The organism is Enterobacter cloacae complex sp. AR_0002 (assembly GCF_001922365.1).
Lineage (GTDB): Bacteria > Pseudomonadota > Gammaproteobacteria > Enterobacterales > Enterobacteriaceae > Enterobacter > Enterobacter hormaechei_C.
Genome location: NZ_CP018814.1, coordinates 1,868,587 through 1,894,962, shown reverse-complemented (window position 1 = coordinate 1,894,962; position 26,376 = coordinate 1,868,587). Strand labels below are relative to the sequence as shown.

The 26,376-nt window shown below is 55.1% G+C and carries 20 protein-coding genes; 17 read left to right on the top strand and 3 right to left on the bottom strand.

Features of this window, described 5'->3' with window-relative positions:
- Positions 1 to 40: 40 nt before the first annotated feature.
- Together focA and ycaO are read right to left on the bottom strand one after the other, a co-directional pair.
- Entirely contained in the window at positions 41 to 898 is an 858-nt protein-coding gene (gene focA, locus AM329_RS09375) for a formate transporter FocA (RefSeq protein ID WP_017384832.1), read from the bottom strand.
- A 405-nt stretch (positions 899 to 1,303) separates the two neighbouring features.
- Positions 1,304 to 3,064, bottom strand: a complete 1,761-nt coding sequence (ycaO, locus tag AM329_RS09370) for a 30S ribosomal protein S12 methylthiotransferase accessory factor YcaO (protein WP_032610194.1) — start codon at positions 3,062 to 3,064, stop codon at positions 1,304 to 1,306.
- A 127-nt stretch (positions 3,065 to 3,191) separates the two neighbouring features.
- On the opposite strand from ycaO, the gene AM329_RS09365 reads away from it, so the two are divergent.
- The 13 genes from AM329_RS09365 to AM329_RS09305 all read left to right on the top strand — a co-directional run bounded on the left by AM329_RS09365 (position 3,192) and on the right by AM329_RS09305 (position 18,116).
- Positions 3,192 to 3,884 carry a DUF421 domain-containing protein gene (locus tag AM329_RS09365; protein WP_003858241.1) on the top strand — a complete coding sequence of 231 codons (693 nt, stop codon included), beginning with the start codon at positions 3,192 to 3,194 and terminating at the stop codon, positions 3,882 to 3,884.
- Between the two features lie 162 nt (positions 3,885 to 4,046).
- Positions 4,047 to 5,135, top strand: coding sequence for a 3-phosphoserine/phosphohydroxythreonine transaminase (serC, locus tag AM329_RS09360; protein WP_003858240.1), 1,089 nt, complete (start codon positions 4,047 to 4,049; stop codon positions 5,133 to 5,135).
- A 68-nt stretch (positions 5,136 to 5,203) separates the two neighbouring features.
- The gene (gene aroA, locus AM329_RS09355; RefSeq protein ID WP_003858238.1) at positions 5,204 to 6,487 is read left to right on the top strand and encodes a 3-phosphoshikimate 1-carboxyvinyltransferase; all 1,284 of its coding nucleotides are present in this window, start codon (positions 5,204 to 5,206) and stop codon (positions 6,485 to 6,487) included.
- 185 nt (positions 6,488 to 6,672) lie between these two features.
- Complete coding sequence (gene cmk, locus AM329_RS09350) at positions 6,673 to 7,356, top strand: (d)CMP kinase (protein ID WP_003858236.1); 684 nt, start codon at positions 6,673 to 6,675, stop codon at positions 7,354 to 7,356.
- 111 nt (positions 7,357 to 7,467) lie between these two features.
- Entirely contained in the window at positions 7,468 to 9,141 is a 1,674-nt protein-coding gene (rpsA, locus tag AM329_RS09345; RefSeq protein ID WP_003858235.1) for a 30S ribosomal protein S1, read from the top strand.
- Between the two features lie 170 nt (positions 9,142 to 9,311).
- A complete protein-coding gene (gene ihfB, locus AM329_RS09340) occupies positions 9,312 to 9,599 on the top strand; it encodes an integration host factor subunit beta (protein WP_003858233.1) in 288 nt (95 codons plus the stop codon).
- Between the two features lie 212 nt (positions 9,600 to 9,811).
- The gene (locus AM329_RS09335) at positions 9,812 to 12,076 is read left to right on the top strand and encodes a ComEC family protein (RefSeq protein WP_032608959.1); all 2,265 of its coding nucleotides are present in this window, start codon (positions 9,812 to 9,814) and stop codon (positions 12,074 to 12,076) included.
- A gap of 36 nt (positions 12,077 to 12,112) precedes the next feature.
- Positions 12,113 to 13,861, top strand: a complete 1,749-nt coding sequence (msbA, locus tag AM329_RS09330; RefSeq protein WP_003858227.1) for a lipid A ABC transporter ATP-binding protein/permease MsbA — start codon at positions 12,113 to 12,115, stop codon at positions 13,859 to 13,861.
- Positions 13,858 to 14,835: a tetraacyldisaccharide 4'-kinase gene (gene lpxK / locus AM329_RS09325; RefSeq protein ID WP_032608960.1), complete on the top strand. Its 978-nt coding sequence runs from the start codon at positions 13,858 to 13,860 to the stop codon at positions 14,833 to 14,835. Before msbA ends, lpxK begins: the two co-directional genes overlap by 4 nt.
- Before the next feature lie 43 nt (positions 14,836 to 14,878).
- Positions 14,879 to 16,108 (top strand): winged helix-turn-helix domain-containing protein, encoded by a 1,230-nt coding sequence (locus tag AM329_RS09320; protein WP_022650726.1) that lies wholly within the window; start codon positions 14,879 to 14,881, stop codon positions 16,106 to 16,108.
- A 45-nt stretch (positions 16,109 to 16,153) separates the two neighbouring features.
- Complete coding sequence (gene ycaR, locus AM329_RS09315) at positions 16,154 to 16,336, top strand: protein YcaR (RefSeq protein WP_003858220.1); 183 nt, start codon at positions 16,154 to 16,156, stop codon at positions 16,334 to 16,336.
- A complete protein-coding gene (gene kdsB / locus AM329_RS09310) occupies positions 16,333 to 17,079 on the top strand; it encodes a 3-deoxy-manno-octulosonate cytidylyltransferase (RefSeq protein ID WP_003858218.1) in 747 nt (248 codons plus the stop codon). Before ycaR ends, kdsB begins: the two co-directional genes overlap by 4 nt.
- Before the next feature lie 143 nt (positions 17,080 to 17,222).
- Positions 17,223 to 18,116 (top strand): YcbJ family phosphotransferase, encoded by an 894-nt coding sequence (locus AM329_RS09305; RefSeq protein ID WP_003858216.1) that lies wholly within the window; start codon positions 17,223 to 17,225, stop codon positions 18,114 to 18,116.
- Here the strand turns inward: AM329_RS09305 and elyC are convergent.
- On the bottom strand, positions 18,093 to 18,872 hold the full coding sequence (elyC, locus tag AM329_RS09300; RefSeq protein WP_032608961.1) for an envelope biogenesis factor ElyC: 780 nt from the start codon (positions 18,870 to 18,872) through the stop codon (positions 18,093 to 18,095). The genes AM329_RS09305 and elyC overlap by 24 nt on opposite strands.
- Positions 18,873 to 18,992: 120 nt before the next feature.
- Between elyC and cmoM the strand changes: the two genes are divergently transcribed.
- Genes cmoM through mukB form a run of 4 tightly spaced genes read left to right on the top strand, consistent with a single transcriptional unit; the run spans position 18,993 to position 26,231 of the window.
- Entirely contained in the window at positions 18,993 to 19,772 is a 780-nt protein-coding gene (cmoM, locus tag AM329_RS09295; RefSeq protein WP_003858212.1) for a tRNA uridine 5-oxyacetic acid(34) methyltransferase CmoM, read from the top strand.
- A gap of 3 nt (positions 19,773 to 19,775) precedes the next feature.
- Positions 19,776 to 21,098, top strand: a complete 1,323-nt coding sequence (mukF, locus tag AM329_RS09290) for a chromosome partition protein MukF (RefSeq protein ID WP_015570962.1) — start codon at positions 19,776 to 19,778, stop codon at positions 21,096 to 21,098.
- On the top strand, positions 21,079 to 21,783 hold the full coding sequence (gene mukE / locus AM329_RS09285; protein ID WP_032608962.1) for a chromosome partition protein MukE: 705 nt from the start codon (positions 21,079 to 21,081) through the stop codon (positions 21,781 to 21,783). Before mukF ends, mukE begins: the two co-directional genes overlap by 20 nt.
- On the top strand, positions 21,783 to 26,231 hold the full coding sequence (gene mukB / locus AM329_RS09280; protein ID WP_032608963.1) for a chromosome partition protein MukB: 4,449 nt from the start codon (positions 21,783 to 21,785) through the stop codon (positions 26,229 to 26,231). The genes mukE and mukB overlap by 1 nt, the downstream gene beginning before the upstream one ends.
- Positions 26,232 to 26,376: the final 145 nt, after the last annotated feature.

Genomic DNA, 26,376 nt, shown 5'->3' with positions numbered 1-26,376 from the left:
CTTCTTAAGTGGATTTTTTATTTACTGCCTGAGACAACCATTAATGATGATCGCCGCCACGCAGGTAAATGACCCAGTATGTCAACCCAACTAACAGACCCCCACCGATAATGTTCCCGATAGTGACGGGGATCAGGTTATCAGTAATGAAGTTCATAATCGTCAGGTGTGAAAAACTTTCCGGGGTTGAACCTACAGCAGTCCAGAACTCCGGGCTTGCAAAGTTGCGGATAACAATCCCCATCGGGATCATGAACATATTCGCAATACTGTGCTCAAAGCCGCTGGCAACAAACATCGCAACCGGCAGAACCATAATCATGGCTTTATCCATCAGGCTACGACCAGAGTAGCTCATCCAGACCGCCAGGCAGACCATCAGGTTTGCGAGGATGCCGAGAGCAACGGCTTCGATAAATGTATGGTGCATTTTGTGGTCGGCGGTTTGCAGGACGTTAAGCCCCCAGCCGCCGTTGGCGGTCATATACTCGCCAGAGAGCCACATCAACAGAACAAAGAGCAGACAGCCAATCAGGTTGCCAACGTAAACGTTGAGCCAGTTGCGACCCAGTTGACCCCAGGTAATTCTTCCGCTGGCTTTTGCCACAACAATCAGCACCGTTGAGGTGAAGAGGTCGGCGCCGCAGATGACGCAGAGAATCAGGCCCAGTGAGAAGCAAATACCACCAATCAGTTTCGCTATGCCGAAAGGCATCCCGGCCGTGCCGGTGGTGGCTGTGATATAGAAGACGAAAGCGATGGAGATGAACACCCCAGCCGTAATGGCCAGAAAGAACGTCGTCATCGGATGTTTCGTGGCTTTGTAGACACCCGCTTCTTCGGCAACTTTCGCCATCGCAGCGGGGAGTAATAGATCAAAAGGGTTGTCAGCTTTCACACTAACTCTCTCTTTATTAAGTCGGCGACGAGATACTAACAAAGCATTATAGAAGAGAAATTGATATAGATCATATCTCGCCTGGCTTATAGGCCCGCAGTGTGTATGGTTTTACAGCAAAAGCGGAGTAAGTATTTGATTATCCGTATAAAAATAAATTTTAAAAGTTATGAAAAGAGTTGAATTTTTTCCTTCAGCCTCCCATGGAACAGTTAATTAAAATGGAGTATTTATTATAATTAGTAACAGTAAAGCTCAGGTAAGCGTTTTTATATTTACCCGTGGTTAACTTAATTATTACAATTAAAAGTCATTGCGGAAAAATAAAAAAAAGGGGCAATGAAATTGCCCCGTAATATAGCTCAGGCGATTGAATACGCCTACAGCCATTAATGTTATATGCGCTTATTTTGACCAGTAAGCGGCTTTTGCCTTCTGCAATTTTTCATACGCATTCAGCAGTGACTGATGCGCCGGGAAGGCTTGCAGATCGCTGTCAACCGCTTGCAGGCCGTAGAATGGTTCTTCACCGCTCAGCGCCGCGCTGGCAGCTTCAACGGCATCCGCACCGTACATACGCACAAAGGCGTTCAGATACTGCAATGGCTGGCGGTCGTCTTCCTGAGAAAGCAGGAGCAGCGTTTGCAGGCAACGGTAATAATTAGTGCGCTCGGCGGAGAAGACGGACTGGTTAAACTCCATCGTCCACTCGGTCCAGGCCAAAGCCTGATCCAGATCGCCGCCCGCCAGCGCCAGCATCGCTTTCAGCTCGCCGATGCGCAGGGTGTACCAGCCGTTATCTTTTCCGGTCGCCAGACCCAGCAGTTCGCGTACGCGGGTGAAATCATCGTGTCCTTCTTCGTCCAGCTGGGCGATCAGGTTCAGATAATCTTCTTTATCCCACTCGCTGCCTGGCAGGGCCAGCAGGGTTTCACGCAGATGCGCGCCCATGCTGTTGTTTGCCAGCCACAGATCTTCTGCCGGATAAATGTCCGACATACCTGGCACAATAATACGGCACGCGTAAACGCCGAGATGTTCATAGTCGGCAATGTAGACTTCCTGATCTTCCGCGTGGAAGATCGCCATCAGGGTGGCGAACTCTTCTTCCGTCGTACCGGCAAAGCTCCAGTCCACGAACGGATAGTCCGCGTCCTGTTTGAACATATCCCAGGAGATCAAACCGCTGGAGTCGATGAAGTGCGTTTCGAGGTTGGTGTGCTCGGCGACCTCTTCGTCATCAAAGGTCGGCGGCGTAAACACGTCGAGATCTTTCAGGCTACGACCTTGCAGCAGTTCGGTCACGGTACGCTCCAGCGCCACGCCGAAGTCAGGGTGCGCGCCGAAGGAGGCGAAGCAGGTGCCGTTGGCCGGGTTGAACAGCACTACGCAGATAACCGGATATTTGCCGCCCAGAGAGCCGTCATAAGCAAAGATTGGGAAACCTTCTGCTTCCAGTTTGGCGATGGATTCCACCACGCCCGGGTAGCGCGCCAGCACGTCAGCCGGGATCTCCGGCAGGCTGATGGATTCAGCAATAATGCGGTTTTTGATGTGACGCTCGAAAACTTCAGACAACCCCTGCACGCGCGCTTCGTTGCGGGTATTACCGGCAGACATGCCGTTGGACACATACAGGTTGCCGACGATGTTCATCGGGATATAAACGGTCTGCTCGTCAGACTGACGGGTGAACGGCAGGGTGCAGATCCCACGATCCTCATTGCCGGATTGCAGGTCGATCAGCATGCTGCCGGTCAGCTCGTTTTCCGGATCGTAGAACGCGCGCAGGCGGGCATCGAGAATGCCTTCCGGCAGTTCATCGTTTTCGGTCAGCGGGAACCATTTTTCGTTCGGGTAGTGAACGAACGGACCGTTGGCGATAGTTTCGCCCAGCCAGAAGTCGGCGAAGAAGTAGTTGGTGGACAGACGCTCAAAATACTCACCCAGCGCAGAGGCCAGCGCCGCTTTTTTGGTCGCGCCTTTACCGTTGGTAAAGCACAGCGCACAGTCTTTGTCGCGAATATGCACGGACCAGACGTGAGGCACCGGATTCAGCCAGGAGGCTTCTTCGATATTAAAGCCCAGGTCGGTCAGTTTCTGCTGGAAGCGAGCGATGGAATCTTCCAGAGCGGCGTCTTTGCCGGGGATAAACGTTTGAGTCATGGCGTTCACTTTTATCGTACGTAAAGCGCGCAATGATACGGGTTTTGCGTGACGGGTGCTATCTCCGGCGAAAATAAATGGCTGGGCTATGCTTATAAGCAGTAACCTACTGTTAAGGCATAGAAAAATGAAAGCATTTGATCTCCAGCGGATGGCGTTTGATAAAGTCCCGCCTGAGTTTTTAGGCGAAGTGGCGTTGCGTAGCCTTTACACCTTTGTACTCGTCTTCCTGTTTCTGAAAATCACCGGACGTCGCGGCGTGCGGCAGATGTCGCTGTTTGAAGTACTGATTATCCTGACGCTGGGGTCGGCGGCAGGGGACGTTGCCTTTTATGACGATGTGCCGATGGTGCCGGTCTTTATCGTCTTTGTGACGCTTGCACTGCTGTACCGGCTGGTCATGTGGCTGATGTCGAAAAGTGAGAAACTTGAAGATCTGCTCGAAGGGAAGCCGGTGGTGATTGTCGAAGATGGTCAACTGGCCTGGGAGAATGTGCAAAGCGCCAATATGACGGAGTTTGAGTTCTTTATGGAACTCCGTCTGAGCAGTGTTGAGCAACTGGGGCAGGTGCGTCTGGCGATTATGGAAACGAATGGTCAAATCAGCGTTTATTACTATCCCGACGATGAGGTGAAGCCCGGTCTGTGCATCCTGCCGGATATGCTCATCGAGCGATACAAAACTGTACCTGAAGCGGGGGAGTATGCCTGCATAAAATGTAGTCATGTGGTGGTCATGCAGGCGGGCGATCATCAATTATGCCCCCGCTGTACGAATCCAGAATGGACGAAGGTTAGCCGGGCTAAACGCATCACCTGACAGCGATTTTGTCGGTTTTGTGACAACGGTACGGCAGATTGTTTTGTGTGACGAGGGGCACATTTCTTCGGCCATCAGTTTTAGACATTGCGGCGCGTGTCACTGAATGATAAAACCGATATCCACAGTTATAACTTATGGCTTTTAGCGTGGTGAGGGGAAATGGCTCAAGTCTTTAATTTCAGTTCAGGTCCGGCAATGTTACCGACAGATGTGCTCAAACAGGCTCAACAGGAGCTGTGTGACTGGAACGGTCTGGGTACGTCGGTGATGGAAGTCAGCCACCGGGGTAAAGCGTTTATTAAGGTGGCGGAAGAGGCAGAAAAGGATTTTCGCGATCTGCTGAACATTCCCTCGAACTACAAAGTATTGTTCTGTCACGGCGGTGGACGCGGCCAGTTTGCGGGTATCCCGCTCAATCTGCTGGGCGACAAAACCACCGCTGATTACGTTGATGCGGGCTACTGGGCGGCCAGTGCGGTAAAAGAAGCGCATAAATATTGCACGCCGAATGTCATCGATGCCAAAGTGACCGTTGACGGTCTGCGCGCCGTGAAGCCGATGAGTGAGTGGCAGCTTTCTGACAACGCCGCGTATCTTCACTACTGCCCGAACGAAACCATCGACGGTATTGCCATTCACGAAGAGCCAGACTTTGGCGAAAATGTCATTGTGACGGCGGACCTCTCTTCAACCATTCTGTCCACCCCGCTGGATGTCAGCCGCTACGGCGTCATCTACGCGGGTGCCCAGAAAAACATCGGTCCTGCGGGCCTGACAATCGTTATCGTGCGTGAAGACCTGCTGGGGAAAGCCCATAAGTCTTGCCCGTCAATTCTGGATTACACCGTCCTGAACGACAACGATTCCATGTTCAACACCCCACCAACGTTTGCCTGGTATCTCTCCGGCCTGGTCTTCAAATGGCTGAAGCTAAAAGGCGGTGTGGCGCAGATGGATAAGATCAATCAGCAAAAGGCTGAACTGCTGTACGGCGTGATCGACAAGAGCGATTTCTACCGTAACGATGTCGCCAAAACTAACCGTTCGCGCATGAACGTGCCGTTCCAGCTGGCGGACAGCAACCTGGATAACGTGTTCCTTGAAGAGTCCTTCGCGGCGGGTCTGCATGCGCTGAAAGGCCACCGTGTGGTAGGCGGGATGCGCGCCTCTATCTATAACGCCATGCCGCTGGAAGGCGTTAAAGCCCTGACTGATTTCATGATCGACTTCGAACGTCGTCACGGTTAATTGGCTGTTTTTCACCCCCGCAGCGTTCCTGCGGGGTTTTTATTATGTTGAGTTGAGAGTTGAGTTTCATGGAATCCCTGACGTTACAACCTATCGCGCGGGTAGATGGCACCATTAATCTGCCTGGTTCAAAAAGTGTCTCGAACCGCGCTCTGCTGCTGGCAGCTCTGGCAAACGGCACCACCGTCCTCACTAATCTGCTGGACAGCGATGACGTGCGCCATATGCTCAATGCACTGAAAGCGTTGGGCGTTCAGTACGCGCTGTCTGACGATCGTACCCGTTGTGAAGTCACCGGTAACGGCGGCGCGTTACATTCTGCTGAAGCGCTGGAGCTTTTCCTGGGTAACGCCGGTACCGCGATGCGTCCTCTGGCCGCTGCGCTGTGTCTGGGGAGTAACGATATTGTGCTGACCGGTGAGCCGCGAATGAAAGAGCGTCCGATCGGCCATCTGGTGGATGCCCTGCGCCAGGGCGGCGCGCAGATTGATTATCTTGAGCAGGAAAATTACCCGCCCCTGCGTCTGCGCGGGGGATTCACTGGCGGCAATGTAGAGGTTGACGGTAGCGTTTCCAGCCAGTTCCTGACCGCGCTGCTGATGACCGCACCGCTGGCACCACAGGACACCGTCATCAGCATTAAAGGCGACCTGGTTTCTAAGCCGTACATTGATATTACCCTGCACCTGATGAACACCTTTGGTGTTGAGGTGGAAAACCAGTCTTATCAGCGCTTCGTGGTGCGCGGAGCGCAGCAGTATCAGTCCCCGGGCCACTACCTGGTTGAAGGCGATGCTTCCTCCGCCTCCTATTTCCTTGCCGCAGGTGCGATTAAAGGCGGTACGGTAAAAGTGACGGGCATTGGCCGCAACAGCGTGCAAGGCGATATCCGTTTTGCTGACGTGCTGGAAAAAATGGGCGCGGTGGTGACCTGGGGCGATGACTTCATCTCCTGTACCCACGGTGAGCTGAACGCCATTGATATGGATATGAACCATATTCCGGATGCGGCGATGACCATTGCTACCGCTGCGCTGTTTGCGAAAGGCACCACCACGCTGCGAAACATTTACAACTGGCGTGTGAAAGAGACGGACCGCCTGTTCGCGATGGCAACCGAGCTGCGTAAAGTGGGGGCCGAGGTAGAAGAGGGCGAAGACTACATTCGCGTCACGCCGCCGGCAAAACTGCAATTTGCAGAAATTGGCACCTACAACGATCACCGCATGGCGATGTGTTTCTCGCTGGTGGCGTTGTCAGATACGCCAGTCACTATCCTTGATCCGAAGTGTACGGCAAAAACGTTCCCGGACTACTTCGAACAGCTGACGCGCATTAGCACCCTGGCCTGATGATCGTATGCCGCATCACCTGATGCGGCATTTCCTTACGCTTTCTGACACTCATCCTCTTTCATTTCTTCTACACTCTGCTTCAATCATTCCGTAATTTGCACGCAAAGGTAACAGTTGCGCACGTTGGCGCGTATAATGCGCGGCGTTCATGTAAACGGTATGCCTTAATTAAGGAGAAAAAGATGACGGCAATTGCCCCGGTAATCACCATTGATGGGCCAAGTGGCGCAGGGAAAGGTACTCTGTGCAAAGCGATGGCGGAAGCATTGCAATGGCATCTTTTAGATTCGGGAGCAATCTATCGCGTGCTGGCGCTGGCTGCGCTGCATCATCATGTGGATGTTGCGTCTGAAGAAGCGCTGGTACCGCTGGCTGCGCATCTGGATGTGCGCTTTGTCTCGACCGATGGCAACCTTGAAGTGATCCTGGAAGGGGAAGATGTCAGCGGTGAAATCCGTACCCAGGAAGTGGCCAATGCGGCCTCTCAGGTGGCGGCTTTCCCACGCGTTCGTGAAGCGCTGTTACGTCGCCAGCGCGGTTTCCGTGAAGCGCCGGGGCTGATCGCCGACGGCCGCGACATGGGAACCGTGGTATTCCCTGATGCGCCAGTGAAAATTTTCCTTGACGCCTCTTCAGAAGAACGTGCCCATCGCCGCATGCTTCAGTTGCAGGAAAAGGGGTTTAGTGTTAACTTTGATCGCCTTTTATCCGAGATAAAAGAGCGCGATGACCGCGATCGTAACCGCGCCGTCGCACCACTTGTTCCCGCGCAAGACGCATTAGTGCTGGATTCAACCAGTTTAACTATTGAGCAAGTGATTGAAAAAGCGCTACAATATGCGCGCCAAAAACTGGCACTCGCGTAATCGCGACCGATTTAGCAGTACCCCCGCTGCAATGGATTGACGGCGGGTATGTGAAACAACCCCATCCGGCACGGAGCCAGGTGGACGTTAATATTAACCTGAAGATTAAACATGACTGAATCTTTTGCTCAACTGTTTGAAGAATCCTTAAAAGAAATCGAAACCCGTCCGGGTTCCATCGTTCGTGGCGTTGTTGTTGCTATCGACAAAGACGTTGTACTGGTTGACGCCGGTCTGAAATCTGAGTCTGCCATCCCGGCTGAGCAGTTCAAAAACGCCCAGGGCGAGCTGGAAATCCAGGTAGGTGACGAAGTTGACGTTGCTCTGGACGCAGTAGAAGACGGCTTCGGCGAAACCCTGCTGTCTCGTGAGAAAGCTAAACGTCACGAAGCATGGATCACGCTGGAAAAAGCTTACGAAGAAGCTGAAACTGTGGTCGGTGTTATCAACGGCAAAGTTAAAGGTGGCTTCACTGTTGAGCTGAATGGTATTCGTGCGTTCCTGCCAGGTTCTCTGGTAGACGTTCGTCCAGTCCGTGACACCCTGCACCTCGAAGGCAAAGAGCTTGAGTTCAAAGTAATCAAGCTGGACCAGAAGCGTAACAACGTTGTTGTTTCCCGTCGTGCCGTTATCGAATCCGAAAACAGCGCAGAACGCGATCAGCTGCTGGAAAACCTGCAGGAAGGCATGGAAGTCAAAGGTATCGTTAAGAACCTCACTGACTACGGCGCATTCGTTGACCTGGGCGGCGTTGATGGCCTGCTGCACATCACCGACATGGCGTGGAAACGCGTTAAGCACCCAAGCGAAATCGTGAACGTGGGCGACGAAATCACTGTTAAAGTGCTGAAGTTCGACCGCGAGCGTACTCGTGTATCCCTCGGCCTGAAACAGCTGGGCGAAGATCCATGGGTAGCTATCGCTAAGCGTTACCCAGAAGGTACTAAACTGACTGGTCGCGTAACCAACCTGACTGACTACGGCTGCTTCGTTGAAATCGAAGAAGGCGTTGAAGGTCTGGTGCACGTTTCCGAAATGGACTGGACCAACAAAAACATCCACCCATCCAAAGTTGTTAACGTTGGTGATGTAGTGGAAGTGATGGTTCTGGATATCGACGAAGAACGTCGTCGTATCTCCCTGGGCCTGAAGCAGTGCAAAAACAACCCATGGCAGCAGTTCGCGGAAACCCACAACAAGGGTGACCGTGTTGAAGGTAAAATCAAGTCTATCACTGACTTCGGTATCTTCATCGGCCTGGACGGCGGCATCGATGGCCTGGTTCACCTGTCTGACATCTCCTGGAACGTTGCAGGCGAAGAAGCAGTTCGTGAATACAAAAAAGGCGACGAAATCGCAGCAGTTGTTCTGCAAGTTGACGCAGAGCGTGAGCGTATCTCCCTGGGCGTTAAACAGCTTGCAGAAGATCCGTTCAACAACTGGGTTGCACTGAACAAGAAAGGCGCAATCGTAAACGGTAAAGTGACTGCTGTTGACGCTAAAGGCGCAACCGTAGAACTGGCTGACGGCGTTGAAGGTTACCTGCGCGCTTCCGAAGCTTCACGTGACCGCGTTGAAGATGCAACTCTGGTTCTGAGCGTTGGTGACGACGTTGAAGCTAAGTTCACCGGTGTTGACCGTAAGAACCGTGCAATCAGCCTGTCTGTTCGTGCTAAAGACGAAGCTGATGAGAAAGATGCAATCGCAACTGTGAACAAACAGGAAGATGCAAACTTCTCTAACAACGCAATGGCTGAAGCTTTCAAAGCAGCTAAAGGCGAGTAAGTTCAGGTTCGCACCATCATTTGAGCTGTAACGCATTTACAGCGCGAAGGATGGAGAGCAGACTTGACAGATTGCAGGATTCGTCCTGTAATCAATAACAAAGGGCGGCTACGGCCGCCCTTGTTTAATAAGCTGTTCAGCTAATGGGTTTGAAAGGAACCGGAGGAATCATGACCAAGTCAGAATTGATTGAAAGACTTGCCAGTCAGCAACCGCATATCCCTGCCAAGGCTGTGGAAGATGCCGTTAAAGAGATGCTGGAGCATATGGCTACCACTCTTGCCCAGGGCGAGCGCATTGAAATCCGCGGTTTCGGTAGTTTTTCCCTGCACTATCGTGCACCACGTACCGGGCGTAACCCGAAGACTGGCGATAAAGTGGAGCTGGAAGGAAAGTATGTTCCGCACTTTAAGCCGGGTAAAGAACTGCGCGATCGCGCCAATATTTACGGTAACTGAGTTTAATCATCAGGGTTAAACTGAGTTTAAAGAAAGCACCTTAGGGTGCTTTTTTTGTATCCCGCCCCTGCATTTCTGAATACGCGCCGCATTTAAATTTTCTCTTTACTGTAAACGCTAAAAAACGTTGCAGCGTCCGCTGTAAATCACGCCTTTTCTGTCTGACGACGCATCAGTCCCGCCGCATAATCGCCTGAAACATGGAGGTGAAGATGGGGATCCACGTTATCAGTATGTGCGCCATTCTGGCCATAATCCCGCTCTATTGGTTACCCGTTTTGCCAGATTTGCATATTGTCTGGTTGCTGATTGCCGCAGGAATTGCGTTATCAGTACAGCAGAGAAAATGGCTCAGGTTTTCAGGCCTCGCATTGCTTTTTATGTGCTGGGGGATCCTGGCCGCTCAGGAAAGCGTGTGGCCGATGAACCATTTAACGAAAGTTCCGCAGCAGGCCGAGGTGGTCATTACCGCAACGGACGGCGCAACGATGCATCAGGGAAGGATTGTCAGCCTCAATGGAGAACGTGTGTGGGCTGCCATGGGCGTGGCGCTGTATGGCAACTATCTGCCGCAAAACGTCTGCGTGGGTCAACGCTGGGCAATGACCCTGCGGCTCAGGGTGGTACACGGAGAACTCAACGATGGCGGCTATGATTCACAGAAAAATGCCTTTGCCCGACATCAGACGCTGAGTGGACGGTTTACCCATGCGGCGCTCGTTGACGAAGGCTGTAGCCTGCGTGCGCAGTACCTGACATCACTACAGAGTACGCTTTCAGCATATCAGTGGGGACCCGTGATACTGGGGCTGGGAATGGGGGAGCGGCTGTCGGTCTCGCGGGAGATAAAAAACCTGATGCGTGAGACCGGAACGATGCATCTGATGGCAATCTCGGGATTGCATATTGCGCTGGCCGCTTCTGTCATCTGGTTTCTGGCGCGAGGCATCCAGTTCTTCCTGCCGGGCCGCTGGATTATCTGGCAAATCCCCTTGCTGGCAGGGCTGATTTTTGCCGCGTTTTACGCATGGCTAACAGGCTTACAGCCGCCTGCGCTGCGCACGGTTATCGCGCTTGTGGTACTGGCGGTGTTAAAAATGAGCGGTCGCCAGTGGTCGCCCTGGCAGGTATGGCTTACCTGCGTGGCGGCGATCTTGGTTTTCGATCCACTGGCGGTCCTGTCACAAAGCCTGGCGCTATCAGCGTTTGCGGTCGCCGCGCTTATTTTTTGGTATCAGTGGTTGCCTCTCCCGCTCTGGCAACGTGGCCGGTGCCTGCGACCGCTGGTTACGCTGTTGTATTTGCAGGTCGGTATGCTGCTGCTTCTGTTGCCGCTTCAGGTGCTGATTTTCCATGGTTTCAGTCTCTCCTCGCTGGCGGCGAATCTGTTTGCCGTTCCTCTGGTCACGTTTATCTCAGTTCCGCTGATCCTGCTCGGCATGTTTCTGCATCTGTTTCCGGTGGCGACGCTGGAAAGTATCGTCTGGCTGGCTGCCGATAAATCTCTGGCAGGGCTTTTCTGGCTATTGATGCGTTTACCGAATGGCTGGCAGGACGTTGATGAACGCTGGCAATACCTGACGTTACTGCCATGGCTGCTGATCATTGGCTGGCGATTCAGGGCCTTCAGCGCAGTACCCGCAGTCTGTCTGGCAGGCAGCGTGGTGCTGGCATTTCCCCTCTGGCACAGGGCCAAAACAGACAGCTGGTCCCTGCATATGCTGGATGTAGGGCAGGGGCTGGCGATGGTCATTGAGCGTCACGGGAAGGCCATTCTGTATGACACTGGGTTGGCATGGCCCGGTGGGGACAGTGCGCAGCAGCTGATTATCCCCTGGCTACGCTGGCATCATCTGAGGCCGGAAGGGGTGATCCTGAGCCATGAACATCTCGACCACGCGGGGGGACTGGCATCGCTAAAAGCTGCCTGGCCCGCAATGTGGATCAGAAGCCCCTTATCCTGGGCCGGGCATCTTCCTTGCTTTCGTGGAGAGCGATGGCAGTGGCAGGGTTTAACGTTCTCCGTGCACTGGCCACCCGAAAATACCTCGGCAAAAGGTAACAACCGCTCCTGCGTGGTAAAAATCGATGACGGCGAACAAAGCGTTTTACTGACCGGAGATATTGAAGGGCAGGCAGAACTGGCAATGCTGAGCCACCGCTGGCGTCAACTAGCGTCTACACTGATTCAGGTGCCGCATCATGGAAGTAACACGTCATCTTCAACACCGCTGCTACAGCGCGTGGAGGGACAGGTTTCGCTGGCCTCGATGGCCCGCTATAACGCGTGGCGTTTCCCTTCCATCAAAGTAGTCAGGCGCTATCGAACTGAGGGATATCTCTGGCTTGATACTCCGCAGTCCGGACAGATATCTGTGACGTTTTCGCACCAAAGTCGGCAAATTCGCCGCTTACGTGAACACTATTTACCGCGTTGGTATCATCAGTGGTTTGGCGCGCCCGTAGATAACGGGTAGAATATGCGGCTATTTCAACAAATGCTGGTTTTTTGAATGCATAACGACAAAGATCTCTCCACGTGGCAAACGTTCCGCCGGCTCTGGCCGATGATTGCTCCTTTCAAAGCAGGCTTGATCGTGGCGGGCGTAGCGTTAATCCTCAACGCAGCCAGCGATACGTTTATGTTATCGCTTCTCAAACCGTTACTGGATGACGGTTTCGGTAAAACGGATCGTTCAGTGCTGCTATGGATGCCGCTGGTGGTTATTGGGCTGATGATCTTACGCGGAATCTCCAGCTATGTATCCAGCTACTGCATCTCCTGGGTATCCGGTAAAGTGGTGATGACCATGCGCCGTCGGTTATTCAGCCATATGATGGGGATGCCGGTCTCATTCTTTGACAAGCAGTCAACCGGTACCCTGCTGTCGCGTATTACCTACGATTCAGAGCAGGTTGCGTCGTCCTCTTCCAGCGCACTGATTACCGTTGTGCGTGAAGGCGCATCCATCATCGGCCTGTTCGCGATGATGTTCTATTACAGCTGGCAACTGTCGCTGATCCTTATTGTGCTGGCGCCGATTGTCTCCATCGCGATCCGCGTGGTATCAAAGCGTTTTCGCAACATCAGTAAAAATATGCAGAATACGATGGGGCAGGTGACTACCAGCGCCGAGCAGATGCTGAAAGGCCATAAGGAAGTGTTGATCTTCGGCGGTCAGGAAGTCGAAACCAAACGCTTTGACAAGGTCAGCAACAGAATGCGTCTGCAAGGGATGAAAATGGTATCGGCCTCGTCGATTTCCGATCCGATCATTCAGCTGATTGCCTCTCTGGCCCTGGCCTTCGTCCTGTATGCCGCAAGCTTCCCGAGCGTCATGGAAACCCTGACTGCGGGTACCATTACCGTGGTGTTCTCATCCATGATCGCGCTGATGCGTCCGCTGAAATCGCTGACTAACGTCAACGCCCAGTTCCAGCGCGGGATGGCAGCCTGTCAGACGCTGTTCAGCATCCTCGATTCCGAACAGGAAAAAGATGAAGGTACACGCGTGATCGAGCGCGCTAAAGGCGACCTGGAATTCCGTAACGTGACCTTTACCTATCCAGGCCGTGAAGTGCCGGCGCTGCGTGACATCAGCCTGTCCATCCCGGCGGGTAAAACCGTCGCGCTGGTTGGTCGTTCCGGTTCGGGCAAGTCGACCATAGCCAGCCTGATTACCCGTTTCTACGATATCGACCAGGGCGAGATCCTGCTTGATGGTCACGACCTGCGGGAATATACCCTCCAGTCGCTGCGTAACCAGGTTGCGCTGGTCTCGCAGAACGTGCATCTGTTCAACGATACGGTGGCGAACAACATTGCGTATGCCCGTACCGAAGAGTACAGCCGTGAAGAGATTGAGAATGCGGCGCGTATGGCCTATGCGATGGACTTCATTAACAAAATGGATAACGGTCTGGATACGATCATTGGCGAAAACGGGGTGCTGCTCTCTGGTGGTCAGCGTCAGCGTATCGCGATTGCCCGTGCGCTGCTGCGCAACAGCCCGATTCTGATCCTCGATGAAGCAACGTCCGCACTGGATACGGAATCTGAACGCGCTATCCAGTCTGCTCTGGATGAATTACAGAAAAACCGTACCTCGCTGGTTATCGCGCACCGTCTGTCGACCATCGAACAGGCTGACGAAATCGTGGTGGTGGAAGATGGCGTGATCGTTGAACGCGGCAGCCATGCGGACCTGCTGGAACAGCGTGGTGTTTACGCGCAGCTTCATAAAATGCAGTTCGGTCAATGATTGCACGCATCTGGTCGGGTGAATCCCCTCTGTGGGTGCTGCTTCTCCCGCTCTCCTGGCTGTATGGCCTGGTGAGCGGTGCTATTCGTCTGCTTTACCGCCTCGGGATCAAGCGCGCCTGGCGCGCACCGGTACCGGTGGTGGTGGTCGGCAACCTGACGGCGGGTGGAAACGGCAAAACCCCGGTGGTGATCTGGCTGGTAGAACAGCTCCAGAGGCGCGGTATCCGCCCGGGAGTTGTCTCACGCGGTTACGGTGGTAAAGCGGCGCAGTATCCACTGGTGCTGAGCCCAGCTACGACAACCGCTGAAGCCGGCGATGAGCCGGTACTGATTTACCAGCGTACAGGCGCGCCGGTTGCGGTATCGCCGGTGCGCAGTGATGCCGTGAAGGCACTGCTTGCGGAGCATGATGTACAAATCATCATTACCGATGATGGTTTGCAGCATTACGCGCTGGCGCGTGATAAAGAGATCGTGGTCATTGACGGCGTTCGGCGTTTTGGCAACGGCTGGTGGCTTCCAGCCGGTCCAATGCGCGAGCGTGCGTCGCGCCTGAAAACCGTCGATGCCGTGATTGTGAACGGTGGTGAAGCCAGAGCGGGCGAAATCCCGATGCTTCTTCGTCCCGGACAGGCCGTAAATATGCTGACCGGCGAGCGTAAAGATGTCGCGCAACTGGAACATCTGGTTGCGATGGCCGGTATAGGTCATCCGCCGCGTTTCTTCGCAACGCTGGAGAAGTGCGGCGCAAAGCTTGATAAACGGGTGCCGCTGGCCGATCACCAGGCGTTAGTTGCCGAAGAGGTTGAAAGGCTGGCAGCGCCGGGCCAGACGCTGATCATGACGGAAAAAGACGCGGTAAAATGCGGGGCCTTTGCGAAAGAAAACTGGTGGTATCTGCCGGTTGACGCTGAACTCAGCGGCGAACAGCCGGAACATTTGCTCAAGGAACTGCTCGCGTTAGTGCAGTAACTTCTACGCGGTTCCGGTGGTGCTTTGACTGACAGGAAAACGCATGTCTCTACCGCAACTCTCACTTGCAGCCGCACGAAACCTGCATCTTGCCGCCCAGGGGCTTCTGAAAAAGCCCCGCCGCCGCGCGCAGCCAGCTGATATCCTCTCTACCGTGCAACGCATGTCGTTGCTGCAAATCGACACCATTAACATCGTGGCGCGTAGCCCGTATCTGGTCCTGTTTAGCCGCCTGGGAAATTATCCTCCGCAGTGGCTGGATAATGCGCTGAGTCAGGGCGAACTGATGGAATACTGGGCGCATGAAGCCTGTTTTCTCCCGCGCAGCGATTTTGCACTGGTGCGTCACCGCATGCTCGCCCCGGACAAAATGGGCTGGAAATACCGCCAGGAGTGGATGGTGGAACACGCGGATGAAATAGAACAACTGATTGCCCATATTCAGAAAAACGGTCCGGTACGCTCCGCGGATTTTGAACACCCGCGAAAAGGCGCCAGCGGATGGTGGGAGTGGAAACCGCACAAACGCCATCTTGAAGGGCTGTTTACGTCGGGCAAAGTGATGGTGGTCGAGCGCCGCAACTTTCAGCGCGTCTATGACCTCACGCACCGCGTTATGCCTCACTGGGACGATACGCGTGACCTGCTGTCTCAGGAGGTAGCCGAAGCCATCATGCTCGGGAACAGCGCCCGCAGCCTTGGCATCTTCCGCCCGCAGTGGCTGGCGGATTATTATCGTCTGCGTCAGCCGCAGCTAAAACCACTGCTCGAAACGTGGCAGCGCGAACAGCGCGTTATGCCGGTCTCGGTAGAGTCGTTAGGTGAAATGTGGCTGCATGCGGATTTGTTCCCTCTGCTGGCGCAGGCGCAGGAGGGCAAACTCCAGGCGACCCACAGTGCCGTGCTGTCGCCGTTCGACCCCGTTGTCTGGGACAGAAAGCGGGCCGAACAGCTGTTTGATTTCAGCTACCGTCTGGAATGCTACACCCCGGCGCCCAGGCGTCAGTATGGTTATTTTGTTTTGCCGCTGCTGCACAAAGGACAGCTTGTCGGGCGCATGGACGCTAAAATGCACCGTAAAACCGGCATGCTTGAAATTATCGCGCTCTGGCTGGAAGAGGGCATAAAGGTGACGGCTGGCCTGGAAAAAGGGTTAACGACTGCGCTCAGTGAATTTGCGCGCTGGCAGGGGGCGCATGAAATTGTACTCGGTCGCGTGCCTGTGGAGCTGTTTGCGACCTGTCGAGATGGCTGGGAAACAGACACTCCCTGAAAAGGGAATATGATAAGCTTTAGGGATTACCCATACGGAGGAACTATGGATCACCGTTTACTAGAAATTATTGCCTGCCCGGTGTGCAACGGCAAACTGTATTACAGCCAGGATAAACAAGAGCTGATTTGCAAACTGGACAGCCTGGCGTTCCCGCTGCGTGACGGTATTCCGGTCCTGCTGGAAAATGAAGCCCGTTCACTGGTGGCAGAAGAGATCAAACCATGAGTTTTGTTGTCATTATCCCTGCGCGTTATGCTTCAACGCGCCTGCCAGGTAAACCGCTGGTGGATATCAATGGCAAACCGATGATTGTGCATGTCCTTGAACGGGCACGCGAATCGGGCGCCGGACGTGTCATCGTCGCCACCGATCACCCGGATGTCGCGCGAGCGGTTGAGGCCGCGGGTGGGGAAGTGTGCATGACCCGTGCCGATCATCAGTCAGGCACCGAGCGCCTGGCGGAAGTCGTCGAAAAATGTGGTTTCAGCGACGAGACGGTGATTGTGAACGTGCAGGGCGATGAGCCGATGATCCCGGCGGCGATTATCCGTCAGGTGGCCGACAACCTGGCTCGGCGTCAGGTCGGGATGGCAACCCTCGCGGTGCCGATTCACCACGCTGAAGAGGCGTTCAATCCGAATGCGGTGAAAGTGGTCATGGACGCAGAGGGCTACGCGCTCTATTTCTCCCGCGCCACCATTCCGTGGGATCGCGATCGTTTCGCGCAATCGAAAGAGACAATCGGCGAAACCTTCCTGCGCCACATCGGTATTTACGGCTACCGCGCCGGCTTTATTCGTCGCTACGTCGCCTGGGCACCAAGCCCGCTGGAGCATATTGAAATGCTCGAACAGCTTCGCGTGCTGTGGTACGGCGAGAAAATTCACGTTGCGGTTGCCCAGGAAATCCCAGGCACCGGCGTGGATACCCCTGAAGATCTCGAGCGCGTACGCGTCGAAATGCGTTAATTCGCTGGCATCCCCTCGTCTGGGGGGGATGCTCTCCCGCCAGGCAATTTTCCTTTTCTTTTTCATTATTGATCTCTACCGGGTGACATCCGGGTTTCGCGCGCTCATTATAAAAGCAGTAGTCTTAATGGGGGTAATCTCATATGGAACAGCTGCGTGCTGAACTCAGCCATCTCCTTGGCGAAAAGCTAAGCCGGGTGGAATGCGTGAATGAAAAGGCCGATACCGCACTCTGGTCGTTGTATGACAGTCAGGGAAACCCCATGCCGCTGATGGCCAGAAGTTTTACCTCGCCGGGCGTCGCCAGACAGCTGGCCTGGAAAATGTCGATGCTGGCGCGGGAAGGGACTGTCCGTATGCCGACGGTCTACGGCGTGATGACCCATGAGGAGCATCCCGGCCCGGATGTTCTGCTTATCGAGCGTTTACGCGGGGTTTCTGTTGAAGCCCCGACGCGTACACCGGAGCGCTGGGAACAGCTGAAAGATCAGATTGTCGAGGCTCTGCTTGCCTGGCATCGGCAGGACAGCCGGGGTCTTGTTGGCGCGGTAGACAGCACCCAGGAAAACCTGTGGCCGCTGTGGTATCGCCAGCGTGTCGAAGTGCTGTGGGGCACGCTGAACCAGTTCAACAACACCGGCTTAACGATGCAGGACAAACGTATTCTGTTCCGCACCCGGGAATGTCTGCCGACGCTGTTTGAGGGTTTTAACGACAACTGCGTGCTGGTTCACGGCAACTTCACGCTACGCAGTATGCTTAAAGACTCGCGCAGCGACCAACTGCTGGCGATGGTCGGGCCGGGGATCATGCTCTGGGCGCCGCGCGAGTACGAACTGTTCAGGCTGAGCGAGGGCGGGGCGGCGGAAGATTTGCTCTGGCACTATCTTCAGCGCGCCCCCGTTGCGGAGGCCTTTCTCTGGCGACGCTGGCTCTATCTTCTCTGGGATGAGGTGGCGCAACTGGTCAACACCGGGCGCTTTAATCGCGCCAGTTTCGATCTGGCCGCAAAATCACTCCTGCCCTGGCTTGCCTGACGAACCCTTAAGCCACTGCCACAAGCGGCCAAGCGTCTCGTAGCCGACGCGGTCGCTGTGCATCAGCCATACCGGGGACGGGATTATCCGTTCCCACGGATTGAGCGGGGCGTCAATGGCCAGCTGGTTTGCCGGAGCAGGAAGCGGATGCAGGCCCTGCTTCTCAAAGAAAATCATTGCGCGCGGCAGGTGTGAAGCAGAAGTCACCAGCAGGAACGGCACATCACCGATGGCCTGTTTCACCGCCGCCGCCTCTTCTTCGGTATCTTTTGGGCTATCCAGCGTGATGATGGCGGAACGCGGTACGCCAAGTGATTCAGCCACTCTTGCTCCTGCTTCAGCGGTACTGACCGGGTTGGTTTTTGCCGCAGCGCCCGTGAAGATCATCTTCGATCCAGGATTGGCCAGCCACAGGCGGATCCCCTCGTTCAGGCGCGGCAGGCTGTTGTTGATCAGGTTCGAGCTGGGCGCCCAGTTCGGATCCCAGGTATACCCGCCGCCCAGCACCACGATATAGCCCACCTTCTGATTTCCCTGCCACGTCGGGTAGGTGTTTTCAATCGGACGTAATAAACCGTCAGCGATCGGTTGCAGGCTGAGTAACAGCAGCGCCAGCCAGCCCACGGTAACAAGGGATTTACCGCTTTTCTGAAAGCGGCTAAACCATATCATTGCCAGCCCCAGCGCGATGAGAAGCAACAGCAGGGGAAGGGGAAGCATCATGCCTCCGATATATTTTTTTAGGGTAAAAAGCATCCTTTTTGGTTCCTTTTTTAACCATACAGCAGGCGATTGTCGGTGATATTACACCAGAGTGGTTCATTCTCCGCGCGGGTGTGACAAAATAGCGGTTTTGCAGTGAGTGGAACCCTCCCAATGCGGGATCGCAATTTTGATGACATCGCGGAAAAGTTTTCGCGCAACATTTATGGCACCACCAAAGGTCAGCTTCGTCAGACGATCCTCTGGCAGGATCTGGACAAGCTGCTGGCTGAATTCGGTGACCGACCGTTGCGCGTGCTGGATGCCGGCGGTGGGGAAGGTCAGACTGCAATTCTGATGGCGCAGCGGGGACATCACGTCACGCTTTGCGATCTTTCTGCCGAGATGGTTGCGCGCGCCGGGCGAGCGGCAGAAGAGAAAGGTGTGAGCGACAACATGCATTTTATACATTGCGCCGCTCAGGACATTCCGCAGCATTTGGAAACGCAGGTTGATCTGATATTGTTTCATGCTGTGCTCGAATGGATCGCCGAACCCCAGGCGATGTTAAAAACGCTGTGGTCGATGTTGCGCCCGGGCGGTGCGTTATCGCTGATGTTTTACAATGCCAACGGCCTGCTAATGCGAAACGTGCTGGTCGGCAATTTTGGCTACGTACAGCAGGGCATGTATAAAAAGAAACGACGCACGCTTTCACCGGATTTCCCCCGTGAACCGCAGCAGGTCTATGGCTGGCTGGAGGAGATCGGTTGGGAAATTACCGGCAAAACCGGCGTGAGGGTGTTTCATGATTATCTGCGTGATAAACAAAAACAGGATGACTGTTTAGACGCCTTAACAGAAATAGAGACGCGGTACTGCCGCCAGGAGCCTTATCTGAGCCTTGGCCGCTATATACACGTCACCGCGCGCAAGCCGCAGATGCAAGGATAATCTATGAGTGAATTTTCCCAGACAGTCCCCGAACTGGTTGCCTGGGCCAGGAAAAACGATTTCTCCATCTCGCTGCCGGTAGACAGACTCTCATTCCTGCTGGCGGTTGCGACGCTAAACGGCGAACGCCTGGATGGCGAAATGAGTGAAGGCGAACTGGTGGATGCGTTCCGCCACGTCAGTGATGCGTTTGAGCAAACCAGCGAAACCATTAGCGTGCGTGCCAACAACGCAATCAATGATATGGTGCGTCAACGTCTGCTGAACCGCTTTACCAGCGAGCAGGCGGAAGGAAACGCCATCTATCGTCTTACGCCACTGGGTATTGGCATTACCGATTATTACATCCGCCAGCGCGAATTTTCCACGCTGCGTCTCTCCATGCAGCTCTCTATTGTTGCAGGTGAGCTGAAGCGTGCCGCCGACGCGGCTGATGAAAACGGTGACGAATTCCACTGGCATCGCAACGTTTACGCGCCGCTGAAATACTCGGTCGCCGAGATTTTCGACAGTATCGATCTGACTCAACGTCTGATGGACGAACAGCAGCAGCAGGTGAAAGACGATATCGCTCAACTGCTTAATAAAGACTGGCGTGCGGCCATCTCCAGCTGTGAACTCTTGCTGTCAGAAACGTCCGGTACGCTGCGTGAGTTGCAGGATACGCTGGAGGCGGCGGGGGATAAGCTACAGGCCAATCTGCTGCGCATCCAGGACGCGACAATGGCGCACGACGATCTGCATTTTATCGACCGTCTGGTGTTTGATTTGCAGAGCAAGCTTGACCGCATTATCAGCTGGGGCCAGCAGTCAATCGACCTGTGGATCGGTTACGACCGCCACGTGCATAAATTTATCCGTACCGCCATCGATATGGATAAGAATCGCGTCTTTGCTCAGCGTCTGCGCCAGTCGGTACAGACCTATTTCGATGCGCCGTGGGCGCTGACCTACGCCAACGCCGATCGTCTGCTGGATATGCGCGACGAAGAGATGGCGCTGCGCGATGAAGAGGTTACCGGTGAACTGCCGCCGGATCTGGAATACGAAGAATTTAACGAAATTCGCGAGCAGCTTGCGGCGATGATCGAAGAACAGCTCGCTGTCTACAAAACCAGACAAGCACCGCTGGATCTTGGCCTCGTGGTACGCGACTATCTGGCGCAGTATCCGCGCGCGCGCCACTTCGATGTTGCCCGCATTGTTGTAGACCAGGCGGTGCGCCTGGGCATCGCACAAGCCGATTTCACCGGACTGCCGCCGAAGTGGCAGCCGATTAACGATTACGGAGCCAAGGTACAGGCGCATGTCATTGACAAATATTGAACAAGTGATGCCAGTTAAGCTGGCACAGGCGCTGGCGAATCCGTTGTTTCCGGCGCTGGACAGCCAGCTGCGTGCCGGTCGTCACATTGGCCTTGACGAGCTGGATAATCACGCCTTTTTGATGGACTTTCAGGAGTACCTGGAAGAGTTTTACGCTCGCTATAACGTTGAGCTGATCCGCGCGCCGGAAGGGTTTTTCTACCTGCGTCCGCGCTCTACCACGCTTATTCCGCGCTCGGTGCTTTCCGAACTGGATATGATGGTCGGCAAAATTCTCTGCTACCTCTATCTCAGCCCGGAACGTCTGGCGAATGAAGGGATCTTCACCCAGCAGGAGCTTTACGATGAGCTGCTGTCGCTGGCGGATGAAAGCAAGCTGCTCAAGCTGGTGAATAACCGCTCAACGGGGTCCGATCTGGACCGTCAGAAATTACAGGAAAAAGTTCGCTCATCCTTTAACCGTCTACGCCGTCTGGGAATGGTCTGGTTCATGGGTCACGACAGCAGCAAGTTCCGCATCACCGAATCGGTCTTCCGTTTTGGCGCCGACGTGCGTGCGGGTGATGATGCGCGTGAAGCGCAGCTGCGCATGATACGTGACGGTGAAGCGATGCCGGTGGAAAACCATTTGCAGCTCAATGACGAGCACGAAGAGAATCAGCCGGATAGCGGGGAGGAAGAGTAATGATTGAACGCGGTAAATTTCGCTCACTGACGCTGATTAACTGGAACGGCTTCTTTGCCCGAACCTTCGATCTGGATGAGCTGGTGACAACGCTCTCCGGCGGTAACGGGGCGGGTAAATCCACCACCATGGCGGCCTTCGTGACGGCGCTGATACCTGACCTGACCCTGCTGCACTTCCGTAACACCACTGAAGCGGGCGCCACGAGCGGCTCTCGTGATAAAGGTCTGCACGGTAAGCTGAAAGCGGGCGTTTGTTATTCAGTGCTGGACGTGATCAACTCCCGCCATCAGCGCGTGGTTGTAGGCGTGCGTCTGCAACAGGTTGCCGGCCGCGACCGTAAAGTAGATATCAAACCGTTTGCGATCCAGGGGCTGCCTACCTCCGTACAGCCAACCGCGCTGCTGACGGAAACCCTGAATGAACGTCAGGCGCGCGTCCTGACGCTCCAGGAGCTGAAAGACAAGCTGGAAGCCATCGAAGGCGTACAGTTTAAGCAGTTTAATTCCATTACCGACTACCACTCTCTGATGTTCGATCTCGGCGTGGTAGCCCGTCGTCTGCGCAGCGCGTCAGATCGTAGTAAATACTACCGTCTGATTGAAGCCTCCCTGTACGGCGGTATCTCCAGCGCCATTACCCGCTCCCTGCGCGACTACCTGTTGCCGGAAAACAGCGGCGTGCGTAAGGCCTTCCAGGATATGGAAGCCGCGCTGCGTGAAAACCGCATGACGCTGGAAGCGATTCGCGTTACGCAGTCTGACCGGGACCTGTTTAAACACCTGATCAGCGAAGCCACCAACTACGTGGCGGCGGACTATATGCGCCACGCCAACGAGCGCCGTATTCATCTCGATCAGGCGCTGGAGTATCGCCGCGAGCTGTTTACCTCTCGCAAACAGCTGGTGGCCGAGCAGTATAAGCATGTCGAAATGGCGCGCGAACTGGGCGAGCACAATGGTGCGGAAGGGGATCTGGAAGCCGATTACCAGGCGGCCAGCGATCATCTGAATCTGGTGCAGACCGCGCTGCGTCAGCAGGAAAAAATCGAGCGCTACGAAGCCGATCTTGATGAGCTGCAAATTCGTCTTGAAGAGCAAAATGAAGTGGTGGCCGAAGCTGCCGAATTGCAGGAAGAGAACGAAGCCCGCGCGGAAGCCGCCGAGCTGGAAGTGGATGAGCTGAAAAGCCAGCTCGCTGACTACCAGCAGGCGCTGGACGTGCAGCAGACGCGTGCGATTCAGTACAACCAGGCGTTGCAGGCGTTGCAGCGTGCCAAAGAGCTGTGCCATCTGCCGGACCTGACCCCGGAAAGCGCTGACGAATGGCTAAATACCTTCCAGGCCAAAGAGCAGGAAGCCACTGAGAAACTGCTTTCTCTCGATCAGAAAATGAGCGTGGCGCAAACGGCGCATAGCCAGTTTGAGCAGGCGTACCAGCTGGTGGTGGCGATTAACGGTCCGCTGGCGCGTAACGAAGCGTGGGACGTTGCCCGTGAGCTGCTGCGCGACGGCGTCAATCAACGCCATCTGGCCGAACAGGTGCAGCCGCTGCGCATGCGCCTGAACGAGCTGGAACAGCGTCTGCGTGAACAGCAGGAAGCCGAGCGTCTGCTGGCGGAATTCTGCAAGCGTCAGGGTAAAAATTACGATTTCGACGAGCTTGAGGCCCTGCATCAGGAACTGGAAGCGCGTATTGCGGCCCTGTCCGATACCGTATCGAATGCCAGCGAACAGCGCATGACGCTGCGTCAGGAGCTGGAACAGCTTCAGTCCCGTTCGAAGACGCTCTTGCAGCGTGCGCCGATCTGGCTGGCCGCACAAAGCAGCCTGAACCAGCTCAGCGAGCAGTGTGGCCAGGAGTTTGCGTCCAGCCAGGACGTCACCGAATACATGCAACAGCTGCTGGAGCGCGAGCGCGAAGCGATTGTTGAGCGTGACGAAGTGGGCGCGCGCAAGCGTGACGTCGATGAGGAGATCGAGCGTTTAAGCCAGCCAGGCGGCTCAGAAGATCCGCGTCTGAATGCCTTAGCCGAGCGTTTCGGCGGCGTGCTGTTGTCTGAAATTTACGACGATGTTGGTCTGGACGATGCGCCGTACTTCTCCGCGCTGTACGGTCCATCCCGTAACGCGATTGTGGTGCCGGATCTGTCGCTGATTTCTGACCAGCTTGCAGGGCTGGAAGACTGCCCGGAAGATCTCTACCTCATCGAAGGAGATCCGCAGTCGTTTGATGACAGCGTATTCAGCGTTGACGAGCTGGAAAAAGCGGTGGTGGTGAAAATCGCCGATCGCCAGTGGCGCTATTCGCGCTTCCCGGAACTGCCGCTGTTTGGCCGCGCCGCGCGTGAAAGCCGCATTGAAAGCCTGCATGCCGAGCGCGAAACGCTTTCTGAACGTTTTGCGACCCTGTCGTTTGATGTACAAAAAACGCAGCGTCTGCATCAGGCGTTCAGCCGCTTTATCGGCAGCCATCTGGGCGTGGCCTTTGAGCCCGATCCGGAAGCCGAAATTCGCAAGCTCAACACCCGCCGCGGTGAGCTGGAGCGTGCGCTGGCTAGCCATGAAAATGACAACCAGCAGAGCCGCGTCCAGTTCGAGCAGGCGAAAGAGGGCGTTGCGGCGCTTAACCGCATTCTGCCACGCCTGAACCTGCTGGCGGACGATACGCTCGCCGACCGCGTGGATGAAATTCAGGAACGACTGGACGAGGCGCAGGAAGCCGCGCGCTTTGTGCAGCAGCACGGCAATCAGCTGGCGAAGCTGGAGCCGATGGTTTCCGTTCTCCAGAGCGACCCGGAACAGTTTGAACAGTTAAAAGAGGATTACGCCTGGTCACAGCAAGTGCAGCGCGAAGCGCGTCAGCAGGCGTTTGCCCTGACGGAAGTGGTGCAACGTCGCGCGCACTTCGGCTACTCCGATTCAGCAGAAATGCTGAGCGGGAACAGCGATCTTAATGAAAAGCTGCGCCAGCGCCTTGAGCAGGCGGAAGCGGAACGTACGCGCGCGCGCGAAGCGATGCGTACTCACGCCGCACAGCTGAGCCAGTACAGTCAGGTGATGGCGTCGTTGAAAAGCTCCTTCGACACCAAGAAAGAGCTGTTAAACGACCTGCATAAAGAGTTGCAGGACATTGGCGTGCGCGCCGACAGCGGTGCAGAAGAGCGGGCACGTATTCGCCGCGATGAGCTGCATGCTCAGCTCAGCAACAACCGTGCGCGTCGTAATCAGCTGGAAAAAGCGCTGACCTTCTGTGAAGCGGAGATGGACAACCTGACGCGTCGCCTGCGCAAGCTGGAACGTGACTATCACGAGATGCGCGAGCAGGTTGTGACCGCGAAGGCGGGCTGGTGCGCGGTGATGCGCATGGTGAAAGACAACAACGTGGAGCGTCGTCTGCACCGCCGCGAGCTGGCGTATCTGTCGGCCGATGAACTGCGTTCTATGTCGGATAAGGCGCTGGGCGCGCTGCGTCTGGCGGTGGCGGATAACGAACACCTGCGCGACGTGCTGCGCATGTCCGAAGATCCGAAGCGTCCTGAGCGCAAAATCCAGTTCTTCGTGGCGGTGTATCAGCACTTGCGCGAGCGTATCCGTCAGGACATCATCCGTACCGACGATCCGGTTGAAGCGATCGAACAGATGGAGATCGAGCTGGGCCGTCTGACGGAAGAGCTGACCTCCCGCGAGCAAAAGCTGGCAATCAGCTCCCGCAGCGTGGCGAATATTATTCGTAAAACCATTCAGCGCGAGCAGAACCGTATCCGTCAGCTGAACCAGGGCCTGCAAAGCGTGTCGTTTGGCCAGGTCAACAGCGTGAGGCTGAACGTGAACGTGCGTGAGGCGCACTCCACGCTGCTGGACGTGTTGTCTGAACAGCATGAGCAGCACCAGGATCTGTTCAACAGTAACCGCCTGACCTTCTCCGAAGCGCTGGCGAAGCTGTATCAGCGTCTGAATCCGCAGATTGACATGGGCCAGCGTACGCCGCAAACCATCGGCGAGGAGCTGCTGGACTACCGCAACTATCTGGAAATGGAAGTTGAGGTTAACCGTGGCTCAGACGGCTGGCTGCGCGCGGAATCCGGTGCGCTCTCTACCGGTGAAGCCATCGGTACCGGTATGTCGATTCTGGTGATGGTGGTGCAGAGCTGGGAAGATGAAGCGCGTCGTCTGCGCGGCAAAGACATCTCTCCATGTCGTCTGCTGTTCCTCGATGAAGCCGCGCGTCTCGACGCCCGCTCCATCGCCACGCTGTTTGAGCTTTGCGAGCGACTCGATATGCAGCTCATCATCGCGGCGCCGGAAAACATCAGTCCGGAAAAAGGGACAACCTATAAGCTGGTGCGTAAGGTGTTCCAGAACAGTGAACACGTGCACGTCGTGGGCCTGCGTGGTTTCGCCCCGCAGCCACCGGAGTCATTACCGGGCACGGCTGACGCCTCTTAACCTGGGGTGCGACAAATAGCGGCGCTCATGCGCCGCTTTTTTTATTCACTTAACTTGTGTTCAGGGCTGCGTTATCTTTAAACTTCTTTACATAAGGCAAGGCAGCAGCGTGTATGCCTTTCTATACTGAAGGAAAGCTCCAGAA

Bases quoted from the DNA above. Each gene is read 5' to 3' on its own strand.
- lpxK (WP_032608960.1), top strand. From the start codon at position 13,858: ATGATTGCACGCATCTGGTCGGGTGAATCCCCTCTGTGGGTGCTGCTT.
- rpsA (WP_003858235.1), top strand. From the start codon at position 7,468: ATGACTGAATCTTTTGCTCAACTGTTTGAAGAATCCTTAAAAGAAATC.
- cmk (WP_003858236.1), top strand. From the start codon at position 6,673: ATGACGGCAATTGCCCCGGTAATCACCATTGATGGGCCAAGTGGCGCA.
- AM329_RS09365 (WP_003858241.1), top strand. From the start codon at position 3,192: ATGAAAGCATTTGATCTCCAGCGGATGGCGTTTGATAAAGTCCCGCCT.
- mukB (WP_032608963.1), top strand. From the start codon at position 21,783: ATGATTGAACGCGGTAAATTTCGCTCACTGACGCTGATTAACTGGAAC.
- elyC (WP_032608961.1), bottom strand. From the start codon at position 18,872: ATGCTTTTTACCCTAAAAAAATATATCGGAGGCATGATGCTTCCCCTT.
- serC (WP_003858240.1), top strand. From the start codon at position 4,047: ATGGCTCAAGTCTTTAATTTCAGTTCAGGTCCGGCAATGTTACCGACA.
- ihfB (WP_003858233.1), top strand. From the start codon at position 9,312: ATGACCAAGTCAGAATTGATTGAAAGACTTGCCAGTCAGCAACCGCAT.
- ycaO (WP_032610194.1), bottom strand. From the start codon at position 3,064: ATGACTCAAACGTTTATCCCCGGCAAAGACGCCGCTCTGGAAGATTCC.
- cmoM (WP_003858212.1), top strand. From the start codon at position 18,993: ATGCGGGATCGCAATTTTGATGACATCGCGGAAAAGTTTTCGCGCAAC.
- AM329_RS09320 (WP_022650726.1), top strand. From the start codon at position 14,879: ATGTCTCTACCGCAACTCTCACTTGCAGCCGCACGAAACCTGCATCTT.
- AM329_RS09305 (WP_003858216.1), top strand. From the start codon at position 17,223: ATGGAACAGCTGCGTGCTGAACTCAGCCATCTCCTTGGCGAAAAGCTA.
- kdsB (WP_003858218.1), top strand. From the start codon at position 16,333: ATGAGTTTTGTTGTCATTATCCCTGCGCGTTATGCTTCAACGCGCCTG.
- msbA (WP_003858227.1), top strand. From the start codon at position 12,113: ATGCATAACGACAAAGATCTCTCCACGTGGCAAACGTTCCGCCGGCTC.
- AM329_RS09335 (WP_032608959.1), top strand. From the start codon at position 9,812: ATGGGGATCCACGTTATCAGTATGTGCGCCATTCTGGCCATAATCCCG.
- ycaR (WP_003858220.1), top strand. From the start codon at position 16,154: ATGGATCACCGTTTACTAGAAATTATTGCCTGCCCGGTGTGCAACGGC.
- aroA (WP_003858238.1), top strand. From the start codon at position 5,204: ATGGAATCCCTGACGTTACAACCTATCGCGCGGGTAGATGGCACCATT.
- mukF (WP_015570962.1), top strand. From the start codon at position 19,776: ATGAGTGAATTTTCCCAGACAGTCCCCGAACTGGTTGCCTGGGCCAGG.
- mukE (WP_032608962.1), top strand. From the start codon at position 21,079: ATGTCATTGACAAATATTGAACAAGTGATGCCAGTTAAGCTGGCACAG.